The sequence below is a fragment of the Pandoraea oxalativorans genome, from assembly GCF_000972785.3.
GTDB lineage: Bacteria > Pseudomonadota > Gammaproteobacteria > Burkholderiales > Burkholderiaceae > Pandoraea > Pandoraea oxalativorans.
In genome coordinates this window covers 336,230-349,924 of sequence record NZ_CP011518.2, presented here as the reverse complement: position 1 = coordinate 349,924, position 13,695 = coordinate 336,230, and the positions used below count along the sequence as shown (strand labels likewise).

Sequence of the window (13,695 nt, the reverse complement as noted above, 5' to 3'; positions counted from 1 at the left end):
TTCAACAGATTATCCAACTTCTCTGCTGTACGTCGTTTCGAGGCAAGGTCACATGATGCCCATCGCCGGCATAAGAGCGCGCTTAAGCGAGCCGATCAGGCGCAGCCCATCGTCCCAATGCGGCGTGGCGCGATCACGATTCACGCGCTGTCGCGCCAGCGCATTGAGCTCGCCGTAGCCCGCCTGAGGATCAACGCGCCAGAATCGCGTGCCGCCGATGTCAGCCAAGCGCGGGCTGAAGCGGTAGCCCAGCAGCCGGAACAGGCCGAACACCACGTCGCTGTACGCGCCGGTGTCGGTCATGATCCGCGTGGGATGCAACTCGGTCTGCTGCTCATGCACGACGGTCAGCAGTACCAGGCTGTCGCGCAACGTGCCCGGTACGGCGATCGCGTTCAGCCCGATGCACGGATCCGACAGGAGGTTGTACCAAGTGACGCCGCGCCCGCGATTGAAGTATTTCTGGTTGGGCGCAGCGTGGATGGTGCGTACCGGCACGACGAAACGCATGCCGTCGGCCGAAGCCACGCCGCCGCGGCCCCAGGCGCGCGCCAGCGCGATGCGGTTCTGCGCTGCGACCACCACGGCTTTGCAGGCGAAGCATCGTTGCCCGATCTGCGTCAGAAACCTTTCGATTCGGGTGGCTCAACGGGCGACGGCTTTGCGAGCGTAGACCGTCTTCTCCGGCCTCGTGGTAGCGGCGCCGCCACTTGCGAAGCGTTGGCCTGGAGATGCCACAACGCGTGCATAGAAGACCGGCATTGCCGGTCTCGAAATACTTGTGCACCCAACGCAGCCGCATCGAAATTTCGCGCTCCATCGTCCCATATTCGTTGAAACGATGTCCATGAATCACACCGATCAATCGTAGTGCCATAGTTGCTCCCGAAACGGGATGGAAAGCAGCAACTGCCGAAATCGAGTGGCGATGGCACTGCGATTTATCTCAGGTGACACCCCTGTTGCGGGTTGATATCCTTGCGTCGCAATAGCGCCGAGGTGTTTGGCTCCCCCGGCGCAGGTTGTTTGGTCATCTGCTCACCGCCCCCTGAATCGGTGTTGCAGATTTGCCCGCAGCTCATCGCTGCGGGCTTTTTTTGCCGTACATTCAGCGTCTGTCGTTCGATTATCGGCCTTAAAGCCTCCCCATCCTTGGCTCGTGCACTTCGAGCGCATTCCGCTCTTTGGTGGGGGTCTTTGCCGCTCCTGCGGGGGCGGTTTTTTTTCGGCACACTCTGTCCGGATGACGCAACGTTCACCCTCACGGGGCCACGGTCCAGATCCGTTCGCGCTGGCCCATCCACAAAGGTCGTGACAGGTTACCCCCGCCAAGACTTTTGTTTCGTTTGATTTGCCGAGTCTCTGCCTCTGCCGCTTCCTTTGCTTACGCACCCCCTGGCCAGGTGCGGATATCCGAGGTCGCGCGTAGGCGCTCGCCGCGCGGCGAACTCACGGCAACGGCGCGGGACTGCGTCAAATGGCGTGACTTGATACGGAGGAGCGGTTTGATCACGGTAGAAGGCAGCGTCGGCAGGGCTGGGGTTATGCCGATATCACGGTGTAGGACTTTGGCGTGAGACGTGCGTCGGGCATGACCAGCAGCCTCGCTTCGATGGCCGCTACCCCTTCGAGTCGAGCAAATCTTGGCAAGACATACACGCAATCGTACACGCGCTTCACCGTCGACTCGTCCCCAAGCTCTTCAGTTTGAAGTTGCATGGAGCGCAATCGCTCGAGAAGGAAGCCGCGAACGTCCTGTTCTGAGAGCGTCGCGACGCCAAGCGTGCGGGCAAATTCGCCATGTGCGAATTTCCGAACGAGGTCCACAACCTCATCAAGATTCGCTTGAATTACAACTGTCTTCATATTTTCCTGATGTCGAGCATCGTTAATAGGAGGTAAGCCAGACGAGCACTGGTGCCATCCGCTGCGCCCCCCGGACCGAAGGCAAGCGGTCGGGGTGACGGGGTGCGCTCAAGACATCTATGGTCACCTCCATTTTTGCAAGTCTCGAGATAGATCGCACATCGCACCGGCTGCGGCGTCTCGGCCCTGGCATTCCCACTTCATTCCTCACTCTGTTCGGCTGATACGACGCCTAAGGCCCGGATTCATCCATCCGGGTCCGCGCGCTTCGCTTGCACGCGGCCGGCATGCACGCTCGGCCATTTCCCGCTAAGCCGTCTTTCCTGACTTCATCCCCTTGTCCGCGACTGTAGCGCACGGCCCGCTGCCCTCAAGGCGCGCAGGGCCGTGTCCTCGGCTGCGCCTGCGGGCCGCACCCACCCTGCGCTGGTTTCCTTGACGGCCCCGGGTCGCGCACTCCTGGCCGTCGCGGACGATGAACTCAGCAACTGTGATTTGAGTCAAGCACTGTGAAGCGTCATGTCGAATGGTTTTCCGGCTCGAGCGATGGCATTGAGAATGACCAACAGCTTGCGCGCACAGGCCGTCAAGGCGAGCTTCTTCGGCTTGCCAGCGGTGACCAGGCGTTGATAGAAGACCTTGATGACGGGGTTGTAGCGCGACGCGGTAAGAGCGGCCATATAGAGCACCTTGCGCACATCCCGACGGCCACCAAAGATAGATCGCCTGCCGCGCGTTGCACCTGAATCACGATTGATAGGTGCCACACCAATCAATGCGCTGACCTCGCGGCCGCTGAGTTTCCCCAGTTCCGGAACCTCGGCCAGAAGCGTGCTGATCGTGGCTTTCCCGACGCCTTTTACGCTGTCGAGCAATGCTGCCAGTTCGCTGTAATGCGCTTCGATGAAGGACTGCAGATCCTGGTCCACGCGACCGAGTTCACTGTTGAGCGTCTCGATCATGAAACTCACGCTTCGATGCATGCGCTTATCGGGGGCGGCAAGACGCTGCTGTTCGGCAGTGCGTATGTCGATCAGCTGTCGTCTGCGGGTTACGAGCGCCTGCAGCATCCGATGCGTTTCGTCGGTGAGCGGCTTCACTAGCTTGTGCAAATCGCTGCGCTGCAGAAGTGTTTGGCCCATGTGGGCCAGCACCTTGGCATCGAGTCGATCTGTTTTCGCCAGGTAGCCCATCGAGCGCGCGAAGTCGCGCGCCTGACGTGGATTGACCACAGCAACTGAATAGCCGGCCAGCTGCAACTCCGTCGCCACCACGATTTCGAGGCCGCCCGTCGCTTCCAGCACGATCAAACCGATCGATGCACCTTGCGACTGGAGATCGCGCAGGAGCATCACCAGAGACTGATGACCAACTGCGTCGTTAGCCGGCGCGAACGTCGTCTCCCGGTCGCTAAAGCCCACCTCCAGCATGGCCTTCGCCACGTCTACCCCAATGCACAGCGGCGTGCCGCTAGCTTGCTTTGACAGGCTCGTCATTGCCCCTCCTTGTACATGCGAAGTGAAGCCTTCCTACAACTGTTCGGGCTAACAACAAGCGGCAAGGGGCGTACGCCAATAGCTGAGTTACGGGCTTGCGACGGTGATCGCCAGCTCTTGGAAAGAACGGGCTGTACGCCCCTGCCAAAACAACCGTGAACGAGGAACTCGGGGCTGACGTGATCGCTGCGGCATCCACGTCGACCGGGGGCCGGCCGCGGACAACTCTTGCGAGTTGCCCACCGCCTTTGAAGAAGACCTGCAAACCGTCAACCATGCCGAGCTCCCCTGGGTGTTTCGAACCATACAAGGAAAGACGGCGGCAACAGGCCATCCGGGCTCCTCGTGCCGACCGCACCGAAACCCCGAAAAGCGGGCTCCGAATCTTGGAATCCGGTAGCGGTGAATCCCCCCCCTTTTTGATGGAGGTCGATATGCCACCGCTCTCATTGCATCACTGGATCGTCGTGCTGAGTTGCGCGTACATGGAATACACGCTCACGCCTTGGGATGGCCGCAATCACTACCGCCGCACCGTCGATTTTGGTCACGTCGTGTGGTGCTAATCGGGAACGCTCGATATGCCGACCCAGCTCCGCGCTTGCGGCCGCACCCGCCCTGCCGCGAGCCCTGCGCTCGCGCAGAACCCGCCTCACCAAAGCAGTGCCAACGCCCAAACGATGGCGCTCGCCAAGGCGGCGCGTTCCTACCTGGGGCCGTCTCAGAAAGCTATGGCCCCCGTTTTGTCAGGAGACATACCATGCAACTCGCTTCTCACTTTGCTTCCCATGCACCGGCGCTGCGCTCCGAATATCCGTTGTCGGACGACCAAATTCGCGCCGTTGCGCCATCGATTTTTGCACCGACCCCGCACGAAAGCCGCTCCGAGCGGTACCGCTACATCCCCACTGCCATCTTGCTGCAAGAACTGCGCGGCGAAGGCTTCGAGCCATTCATGGTGTGTCAGACGCGCGTGCGCCACGACGACCGGCGAGAGACCACCAAACGCATGATCCGGCTGCGCCACGTGAGCCAGATCAACGGCCACGAAGCCAACGAAATCATCCTGCTGAACTCGCATGACGGCACGAGCAGCTATCAAATGCTCGCCGGAATGTTCCGCTTCGTTTGCCAGAATGGCCTCGTTTGCGGCGATGCCGTGGCGGACGTACGCGTACCCCACAAGGGCGACGCGGCCGCGCAAGTCATCGACGGCGCTTACGAGATCCTGCACGGTTTCGAGCGGGCGCAAGCCTCGCGCGATGCGATGCTGGCCGTCACGCTCGACGACGGCGAGGCCGGAGTGTTCGCCCGTGCCGCGCTCGCGTTGAAGTACGACGACACTACACCGGCCCCCATCACGGCCTCGCAAATCCTGACGCCCCGCCGTCACGGCGACGAGCACCGCGATCTGTGGAGTGTATTCAACCGCCTTCAGGAAAACCTCATCAAAGGCGGACTTTCCGGGCGCGCCGCGAACGCTCGCCGCCAGACTACGCGGCCAGTGCAGGGGATCGATAACGGTATTCGCCTCAATCGTGCCCTGTGGCTGCTGGCCGACGGCCTGCGCCGGTTGAAGGCCTGATTTCGCCATGTTCTTCATGTGGCAGGGGCAGGCAGCCGCCCTTGCCGCGTCTCTCGGTGCTGCCCACTGAACCGCTAGGAGAATGAAATGAACGCGTCCCACCCCGTGACCGAGTGAGCGAAGAATGAGGGTGGATCCTCACGGGCCAACGGCATCGATGTGCCCAGGTAGAAAATGCACGCATTTTCTGGCAACCGGAGGATCCACGATGAACAGTATGGCCGTAGGTGTCGACATCGCCAAGCGAGTATTCCAAGTGCATTACGTTGACCGGGGAACTGGCGAGATCGTGAACAAGGCAATCAAGCGTGAGAAATTTTTGGAGCACTTCGCGAACCGTGCGGCCTGCCTGATCGGGATGGAAGCATGTGGTGGAGCCCACCACTGGGCTCGGCAACTCACGCAGACGGGTCATGAGGTCAGGCTGATGCCGGCGGAGTTCGTGAAGGCGTTCAACATCCGGAACAAGAACGACGCGGCGGATGCCCGGGCGATCTGGCTGGCGGTACAGCAGCCGGGCAAGCCGGTGGCAGTGAAGACCGAGATGCAGCAGGCGATGCTGGCGCTGCACCGGATGCGCGAGCAGTTGGTGAAGTTCCGCACGATGCAGATCAATGGGCTGCGTGGCTTGCTGACCGAATACGGCGAGGTGATGAGCAAGGGACGAGCGAAGCTGGACACGGAAATACCGGCTGCGCTCGGCCGAATCGCAGAGCGCCTGCCAGCGGCACTGATCGATACGTTGCGCGAGCAATGGAACGGGTTGGCAAAGCTCGACGAACAGATCGCGGAAATCGAACGCCGGATGCGCGAATGGAAGAAGGAAGACAAGGCAGTGAAGGCGATTAGCGAGATACCTGGCGTAGGTTTGCTGACAGCCACGGCCGCGGTAGCAATGATGGGCGACCCGAAGGCGTTCAGTTCGGGGCGGGAGTTCGCGGCGTGGGCCGGGTTAGTGCCGAAGCAGACCGGCTCGGGCGGCAAGGTGAACCTGCACGGGATCAGCAAGAGGGGCGACACGTATCTGCGCACGCTACTGATCCACGGTGCACGAAGTGTGCTCACGCACGCGAAAGAGCCCGGAGAGTGGGTCGAGCAGATGAAGATGCGGCGACCGCCGAATGTGGTGATCGTCGCATTGGCCAACAAGATGGCGCGAACGATCTGGGCGGTGCTCGCCCATGAGCGGCCGTACCGGAAGGACTACATGAGCGTGAAACCAGCCTGACCGGATACGCGAAGTAGAACATCAACGTGTTTAACACAGGGTGAACGTCGAAAGGTTGCGCAGCAATCGAGTGTGATGACGAATCAGGTAGGACCGGGACTCGCTAAACCTGAATGGTGGTAGGAGCTTCGAGCTCTTAAGGAGAATGAGGTGCGAGTCAGCGAATTTCATAGGGGCCCGCAGCGGCAATACCGGCTGCAAGAAGGCCGGATATAGAGCTGCAGCCCATCCTGTCAGTCTGAACACACGAAAGCTGTTGCAAACGGGACGCGTTCATATAGATATCACCATGAATGCGACCACTCAGACCCAACACGACGCCGAAGCGCCCACCATCGACGCCGCCGCACCGCTCGAAGCGGCCGACCCAACCCAGCACCTGATGCTGGTTCCACTGTCCCGGCTGCGCTCGCGCCGGTCCAAGCGCAATGTACGCACGACGCCGCGCCTGTCGATTCCCGAGTTGGCCGCGAGTATTTCGCGCGTTGGCCTGCTGCAAAACCTTATCGTGATTGCCGCCGCCCGCGCTGACGACGTGAATGAGCAATATGAAGTCGTCGCGGGCGATCGCCGCTTGAGCGCCTTGAAACTGCTGGCGAAGAAAAAGCGCATCCCCTCCGATCACGAGGTGCCGTGTCTGCTCGTCGCCGATGCGTCGGCCCGTACCGTGAGCCTTGCCGAGAACGTGCAGCGCGAGGCCATGCACCCGGCCGACCAGTTTGTCGCCTTCGCCGCGCTCGTCAAGGAAGGCCGTCCCGTGGAAGACATCGCCGCTGATTTCGGTGTGTCGCCGCTGGTCGTACAGCGACGCCTGAAGCTCGCGAACGTTTCGCCGCGTTTGCTGGCCGACTACCGCAGCAACACGCCGGACGCGCCGACGCTGGAGCAATTGATGGCGCTGACCATCACCGATGAGCACGGTGCACAGGAAGCCGCGTTCTACGGTGCGCCGCAGTGGCAGCGAGGCGCATCCGCCCTGCGCGCACGCCTGACCGAGCGCGAAATCGACGCCTCGGATCCGCTGGCGCGTTTCGTCGGCATGGACGCCTACACCGCAGCGGGTGGCAGCATCCACCGTGACCTGTTTGCCGAGGGCGATACCGGCACCTATCTGAGCGACGTCGCGCTGCTGGAGACGCTGGCGGGCGACAAGTTGGACGCGATGGCTGAAGCGGTGCGCGCCGAAGATTGGGCGTGGGTACAAGCGGTGCCGCACGTGAGCCACGCCGAGCGCCAGACGTTTCAGAACGCGCCGCGCCAGCGCCGCGAACCGAGCGCACGCCAAGCCCGCCGCATTGCCTCGTTACAAGCGCGGCTTGAGAAGATCGAGCGGGAACTGGAAAGCGCTTACGACACCGAGGACGAGGACAAGGTCAGCGACGTGGAATCGCGCCGCGAACAGGTGGCCGAGGAACTGCAAGCTGTGGAGGATGGCTTACAAGACTATGCCCCGGACGTGCGCGCCGTGGCCGGGGCCATTGTGACGCTCGACCCTGAAGGCAAAGCCGTGGTTCATCGCGGTCTGCTGCGCGAGGCCGAGGCCAAGGCGCTGCGCACGCTGGAAAAGCTGCGGCAGGATTTGAGCGCAGGCGGCGTGAATGGTGAGGGCGGCGAGAGCGACGAGGAAGGCCACAACGGTCACGACGCCCCCACTGGTGAGAGACTGTCCGAGCGGCTGGCGCAGCGGTTAAGCGCGCACCGCACGGCGGCACTGCAAATCGAAGTGGCACGCCATCCGCACGTCGCCTTGGCTGCGCTGGTGCACGGCATGGTGCAGACCGTGCTGCAAGGCCGCTACCGCAGCGGCGACTTGCCGCTAGGCGTGAGTCTGACAGTGAAAGACCGGCTCGAAAGGCTGACGCTCGAAGAACCGGCATCGTCTGCCGCTGTGGCGCTGCACACCTTACAGGAAGCTGCTGGGGACGCCTTACCGCAGGACAGCGCGGCACTGTTCGCCGTGCTGCTGGCCAAGCCGCAAGACGAGTTGGTGCGGCTGATAGCCGTGTGTGTGGCGTCTACCGTCGATGTGGTGACGCCATGTGCGGCGCTGCCCACTGTGCAACAACCCGGCGCAGCACTGGCGCAGGCGGTGGGGCTGGACATGGCCGCATGGTGGACGCCCACCGCCAAGGGCTATTTCCTGCACGTGCCGAAGGCGGCAACGCTGGCGGCCGTCAGGCAATACGCTCCGGCACACGTCACCCGCATTTCAAAGTTGAAGAAGGCCGACCTTGCAGACGAAGCGGAACGGCTCGCCGAAGGCACCGGCTGGATGCCCGCCATGTTTGCGACACAGCAGCGGACCGAGCCGCACCTCGAGCCAGAACATCTCCCCGAGGTGGGAGACGGGGCCGACGCAGACGCCGATGCTGACACGTCTCGCGTCGCTGCCACGCAGGCGGACGCCCACCATACAAGTGTGACGTCGCCGGGGAAAGCGTTGAGGCATGATGTCAGGAGAATCGGGCACGGCAGGTCTGCCGCGCTCGGTTCTGACGCGCCAAGCAAGTTCGTCGAGGACGAGACCCCATCACGCCACGAACGCGCAAACGCTACGACGCGAAGGAGGTCCAATCTCAGCTTAAAAATACCGCTCACGCGGCGAGCGGCCGAGGTGCCTTCGCGCACTGACCTGCAGGGCTTTTCAGCAGGCGGCTATGCGCCAGCGCCGCGCAGTGATGCCGTCTAAGGTGCTTTGCTATTTGGGCATACAGCTTGCGCCAAACGAGCATGCATGGCATAATGGCTATGCCATACTGCCCATTATGGAGGAACGACCATGCCGACTCCTCGCCTCCCCGAGAAGAAGCCCGCCCGTTCGGGTGCCCGTGCCCCAAGTGCACTTGTCGGCACACACGGTATCGGCGCCATACCGGATGATCTGGCACTTTTCATGCAACTCGACCCCATTGCACAAAGTCGCGAGATCCGCACAGGGCTCGAATCAAACATCCTCGGTCGTGTGGCGGCCGAAGTGTTGAAAACGAGCGTTCAATCATTACTGACGTATCTGCGGATCCCGTCGAGCACGGCAACGCGCAAGCTCGCTGCCGGCGAACGCCTGAGTAGCGGCGAGTCGGATCGCGTCTCGCGCGTCCTTCTGGTGCATGCTCACGCGGCCGATGTTTTTGAGAGCCGCGACATTGCCGCGCAATGGATGCAAGCCCCGCACGCGGAGCTGGGCGGCGAACGTCCGGTCGCGATGCTCGATACGCAGACCGGCTATGACGCCGTGCAGCGAATCCTTCAACGGATCGAGTTTGGCGTGGGTGTATGAAGCTGTTTCGTTTGGCAAAAGACAAGCCGGGCAGGTACCGCGCAGACGATTTGAGTGGAACCGGAGCCGCAGTGGCCGGTGGACGCTGGAATCCAGTTGGCATGCCCGCGCTGTACACGAGCCTTAATGCATCGACGGCTGTGCTTGAGGTGCGTGTGCATGCGTCAGGGTTTGTCCCTGCTGCGAACCTGTTTCTGGTGGAGGTCGACGTCGCCGATGCGTTGATCGACAAAGGGTACGAGCCGGTGCTCCCGCCGGACTGGAATCAACTCACGATACCGGCGTCCACAATTGAGATCGGCCGGCAGTGGTTGACGCAAGCCAACTCCGTCGCGATGAAAGTGCGCTCCGTCGTATGCCCAGCAGACTGGAACGTCATTCTGAATCCGCTCCACCCGGACTTTCGAAAGGTGAAGGTCTCCCGGCAGGAGCCGTTTACGCTCGATTCTCGGCTATTCCGATAAGTCGAGAAGATCGTCAACAGAGCCTTAAGGAGTGGACAATATCATGCTGCGTGCGCATTGGGAGACGAGTAGATGATGGTACGAAGTCGAGCTCGGACAAGACCTGTTGGGCGATTGGGTCGTGGTGCGCCGATGGGGCGGCAAGGATTCGCGCCGGCACGGCGCAAAGCCCGACGTGGTTTCCGACGAGGTAGAGGGCCGGCAAGTCGTTGAACAGATTCATCGGGCGCGCTTACGCCGTAGGCCGGGCTACTGGCGCATCTGTTAGACCTGAAAGAGATTGGATTTGACCTGACCGACAGTGTCCGATAGTTCTGCGCTCAGGCTCGTTAACCACTTTTCCGTGCAGACTGTTTCTCGCCGTTCAAAACCGGCCCGAGTCGTCAGGATAGGACAACTCGAGCACCACACCGGACGGCAACACTTCGCACATTGTCCGTCAGGTCAAGTACCGGCTGATACAGTTAGACCGCGCTTTTTTCGCATGTGAGAAATGCGCAATTGCAAAGCCGTGTTCGAAGCGATGGCGCGATGGCCGTCCGTCTTTTAGTGTCCAGTGGCTCAGCGTCCACGTCTCAGAGGCCCGCCAGTCTGGCCCCGACGAATCCACCTACCGCCCCCGCGACGAGCGCAAAGCCGACGAGCAGCAGCACGAACCGCCGCGCCTTGCGCTCAAGCGCGAGGTTCACCGCGACGAGCTGCGCCGCGCCGTGATTGAGCTGATTGCCGATCTGCGCCGCCGCGTGTCGGCCAGCTTCGGTTAGTTTCGCGGCGTTGCGGTCGATGACGGACTCGAAATTGAGCCGGGCGGCCAGAAACGCCTTACCGGCCGCGTCCGTGGTGGCCTGCTCCATCTTGGCGGCCAGCGTCGCGTCCGCCTGCTCAAAGCGCTGCACGAGCGCGTCAACCTCTTGCAGCAATTCGGCCATCAGCGCTTCGCGCGCGGTGGAAACCTCATTGCCCATGCTGCCTCCCGATCACCTGAACAACGCCCGGTAGACGTTATCGAGGTTCTTGTGGGCCGACTTGGCCAGGCGCTGGGCGCTGATCATGCTCACGGCGCGCGAGCGGGTCGCGTCGTCGCTTGCTTCGCGCAGCATGGCCCGATAGTCCGTGTCGTCCGCGATAACGTCGGCGACGGATTTGTTCAGTCCCCGCAGCCGCTCGAAAATCTCGTTTTTGAACACCACGGCGTCTGCTCGCAGCGTGAAACTGCGGGTGTCTTCATGCAGGCCGAAGATCGTGCGAAACAGGCGCGGCACGTCGCTCGCGTCTTCGAGCTCGACCTTGTTGAACACCACGCGGATTTTCTGTGCCGGCACTCCGAGGCCCGTCAGTGTCTCAATCGTGTTCACGGTGTCGGTCTGTTGCTTTTTCTCGCTCACCGCAGGCACCACGAAGTAGTCGAACTCGTCGTGCGAGCCTTCGAATTGGCCCATCTGTTTGATGAATTCCTCGACGTTGGACGCGCCCACGTCGACGATGGCCGAGTCGAGCGTCATCAGGCCCTCCTGCAGCCCGCCGTAGTCGCGGCCCCTGAGGCGCAGCGCGCCGGTGTCGGCCGAGCCGGCATTGAGGGTCTCGATCTCGAACCTCGGCGCGTTCATGCGCGGCGCGAGTAGGTGATCAACCAGCGTAGTCTTACCCGGATTCCCGCTGAAATTTAAGACGGCGACTTTCATGTTCGGCTCCTTTCTTTCTCTATCGCGAGTCGCTCATAGCGCGCGATCCGTTCGGCCAGTTCTGCTGGATCGGGCTTCATCAGACGATCGAGCTCCTGCACCGAGAGCGGTTCTCGCGGCGGGGGAGGCCCGCCATCTGTTGCAGGCGGGGCACTCTCCTGCGACACGCACGCCTCGGGCCGGCGTGACACGGGCACCCCGGCCGGCTGTGGTCTGCCGGGCACCTCCGGCCGCTCCGTACTCTGGTTCGGATGCCTGGCACGGTATTGGTACAGGTAGTTTCGGAAGGTGGCTATCGTTAGTTCCAGCCCCCCCCTTGCGCAACGTCTCGACGATCTCGGCCGCACGCACGCCCTCGGCGAGCTTCGCCTCGATCGACGGCATCAGTTGGCGCAGCCGGGAGGTGGAGTTGACCCTGTAAAACCGGACACACCATCACACTAAGGTTGCTGAATCCATCGAGCGCCGGAACTCGCGAGGCGAGCGGTATTTCAGCGCGCTATGGGGGTGATTCTCGTTGTAATGCTCAAATGCAATGGCCAGATTGTGAGCAGCGGTTGCAGCATTCGGCTTCGGCATGAAGGCGACGTAGTCGCGCTTCATCGTTTTCACGAAGCTCTCGGCCATGCCGTTACTTTGCGGACTGCACACGGGCGTGGTCAAGGGCTTTAGTCCGATGTTCATCGCAAACCGGCGCGTATCGTCAGCCGTATAGCCCGAACCATTGTCGCTCAGCCACTCGATTTCGGACGGCGTATGCACCTCGTTGCCGAACCGATTTTCCACTGCGGCCAGCATCACGTTGCGCACAATGTCGCCGCTGTGGCCTGCTGTCGTCGCCGCCCAGCTCATCGCTTCTCGGTCGCAGCAATCCAGCGCAAACGTCACACGCAGCGGCTCGCCGTTGTCGCAGCGGAACTCGAAGCCGTCCGAGCACCATCGCTGATTGCTGCGCGCGACGGCCACTTTGCCATCATGTCGACGGTGGGCTCGCGGCGCAATCGGTCGGCGCTGCGTCAGCAGCCCATGCGTTCGCATGACGCGATAAATGCGCTTGGCATTGAACGGCGCCAGTCCAACTGCAACGCGCTCGTTGCGCAACGTGCCCCAAACCCGCCGGTAGCCATAGCTGGGCAAATCGCCGACGACACGGCGGATTTCCTCGACTACAGTTTCGTCGTCGGTCGGCCTTGATTGCCGGCCATCGCGCCACGTCGCCGGACGCGACAGTCGTGCCGATACGTTCGAGCGCGACACGCCGAGAACTTCACAGACCAGTTTCACTGGCCGTCCTCCGGCAGCAAGGGCGAGTGCGCTATCCATTTTTTTGCTCGGCTGTATTCAACTGCTTCCCGGAGAATCTCGTTCTCCATTGTTTTTTTGCCGAGCATCCGTTGCAGCTCGCGAATCTGCTTGAGCGCATCAGCCAACTCCGATGCCGGAACCACTTCTTCGCCAGCCTGGACCGCTGACAGGCTACCGTCCTGGTACAGCTTGCGCCAGTGGAATAGCTGGTTCGGGTTCACGCCGTAATGGCGCGCGACCATTGAAACCGATTTTCCCGGTTCGAAACTCTCGCGAACCCTCGACAGTTTCTGCTCCGCCGTCCAGCGACGCCGGCGCTCTGGGCCCGTCAATACTTCCATCACTTCCTGCTTGGTGTTAGTCAAAAACACAGTCTTATGCCTACCCGTTATTGTAAGTGGGTCGCTGTGTCCGGTGTTTCATGGGGCCGCTCCAGATGTCGAGTTCCGCGCCATGCTCATCGACGGCGCGCCACAGCAGGTATGGCTCACCCGGCAGGCTCACGAACCTCTCGTCGAGGTGCCACGTGCTCCCGGGCTTGCGGCGTGCCCCTTTGACCCGGTGAGCAAAGCCCGCGCCAAACTTGTCGCACCAGCGGCGGATCGTCTCGTAGCTGACTCTCACCCCGCGCTCGAATAGCAACTCTTCGATGTCGCGCAGGCTGAGCTGAAATCGGAAGTACTAACGCACAGCATGGCTGATGACCGACGCCGGGAATCGGTGGCCGTGATAGAGCGATTTCCGTTTTCTCATCGCTTCATCCTACGCGAACTTACCGATAACGTGACAGTG

The 13,695-nt window shown here is 61.7% G+C and carries 11 protein-coding genes and 3 pseudogenes; 6 read left to right on the top strand and 8 right to left on the bottom strand.

Going from position 1 to position 13,695, the window contains the following annotated elements; genetic code table 11:
- Positions 1-51: 51 nt before the first annotated feature.
- The 4 genes and pseudogenes from MB84_RS26205 to MB84_RS26195 all read right to left on the bottom strand — a co-directional run.
- Positions 52-597, bottom strand: a pseudogene (locus MB84_RS26205) (Tn3 family transposase); the annotation flags it as partial.
- Positions 587-802: pseudogene (locus MB84_RS29425) on the bottom strand (helix-turn-helix domain-containing protein); the annotation flags it as partial. The pseudogenes MB84_RS26205 and MB84_RS29425, both read right to left, overlap by 11 nt.
- A 740-nt stretch (positions 803-1,542) precedes the next feature.
- Positions 1,543-1,866, bottom strand: coding sequence for a hypothetical protein (locus tag MB84_RS26200; protein WP_052653758.1), 324 nt, complete (start codon positions 1,864-1,866; stop codon positions 1,543-1,545).
- A gap of 500 nt (positions 1,867-2,366) precedes the next feature.
- Positions 2,367-3,362 carry an IS110 family RNA-guided transposase gene (locus MB84_RS26195; protein ID WP_052653755.1) on the bottom strand — a complete coding sequence of 332 codons (996 nt, stop codon included), beginning with the start codon at positions 3,360-3,362 and terminating at the stop codon, positions 2,367-2,369.
- Between the two features lie 434 nt (positions 3,363-3,796).
- On the opposite strand from MB84_RS26195, the gene MB84_RS31520 reads away from it, so the two are divergent.
- The 6 genes from MB84_RS31520 (at position 3,797) to MB84_RS26170 (ending at position 9,916) form a co-directional block, all read left to right on the top strand.
- On the top strand, positions 3,797-3,928 hold the full coding sequence (locus MB84_RS31520) for a hypothetical protein (RefSeq protein WP_281192326.1): 132 nt from the start codon (positions 3,797-3,799) through the stop codon (positions 3,926-3,928).
- 194 nt (positions 3,929-4,122) lie between these two features.
- A complete protein-coding gene (locus tag MB84_RS26190; RefSeq protein WP_052653752.1) occupies positions 4,123-4,947 on the top strand; it encodes a DUF932 domain-containing protein in 825 nt (274 codons plus the stop codon).
- Between the two features lie 208 nt (positions 4,948-5,155).
- Entirely contained in the window at positions 5,156-6,175 is a 1,020-nt protein-coding gene (locus MB84_RS26185) for an IS110 family RNA-guided transposase (RefSeq protein WP_052653749.1), read from the top strand.
- Between the two features lie 289 nt (positions 6,176-6,464).
- Positions 6,465-8,864: a ParB/RepB/Spo0J family partition protein gene (locus tag MB84_RS26180; protein ID WP_084010124.1), complete on the top strand. Its 2,400-nt coding sequence runs from the start codon at positions 6,465-6,467 to the stop codon at positions 8,862-8,864.
- Positions 8,865-9,068: 204 nt separating this feature from the next.
- Positions 9,069-9,452 carry a type II RES/Xre toxin-antitoxin system antitoxin gene (parS, locus tag MB84_RS26175; RefSeq protein ID WP_245725595.1) on the top strand — a complete coding sequence of 128 codons (384 nt, stop codon included), beginning with the start codon at positions 9,069-9,071 and terminating at the stop codon, positions 9,450-9,452.
- A complete protein-coding gene (locus tag MB84_RS26170) occupies positions 9,449-9,916 on the top strand; it encodes an RES family NAD+ phosphorylase (RefSeq protein ID WP_052653746.1) in 468 nt (155 codons plus the stop codon). The genes parS and MB84_RS26170 overlap by 4 nt, the downstream gene beginning before the upstream one ends.
- A 575-nt stretch (positions 9,917-10,491) precedes the next feature.
- Here the strand turns inward: MB84_RS26170 and MB84_RS26165 are convergent.
- The 4 genes and pseudogenes from MB84_RS26165 to MB84_RS26145 all read right to left on the bottom strand — a co-directional run.
- The gene (locus tag MB84_RS26165; protein WP_052654599.1) at positions 10,492-10,845 is read right to left on the bottom strand and encodes a hypothetical protein; all 354 of its coding nucleotides are present in this window, start codon (positions 10,843-10,845) and stop codon (positions 10,492-10,494) included.
- Positions 10,846-10,893: 48 nt separating this feature from the next.
- The gene (stbB, locus tag MB84_RS26160; RefSeq protein WP_052653743.1) at positions 10,894-11,598 is read right to left on the bottom strand and encodes a StbB family protein; all 705 of its coding nucleotides are present in this window, start codon (positions 11,596-11,598) and stop codon (positions 10,894-10,896) included.
- Between the two features lie 435 nt (positions 11,599-12,033).
- Positions 12,034-13,244, bottom strand: a protein-coding gene (locus MB84_RS26155) for an IS3 family transposase (RefSeq protein ID WP_157123126.1) whose coding sequence is annotated in 2 segments (ribosomal slippage) — positions 12,034-12,929 and positions 12,929-13,244 — 1,212 coding nt in all. Because the reading frame shifts where the segments join, the coding sequence is not laid out codon by codon here.
- A gap of 94 nt (positions 13,245-13,338) precedes the next feature.
- A pseudogene (locus MB84_RS26145) lies at positions 13,339-13,656 on the bottom strand (IS6 family transposase); the annotation flags it as partial.
- Between the last annotated feature and the right edge of the window lie 39 nt (positions 13,657-13,695).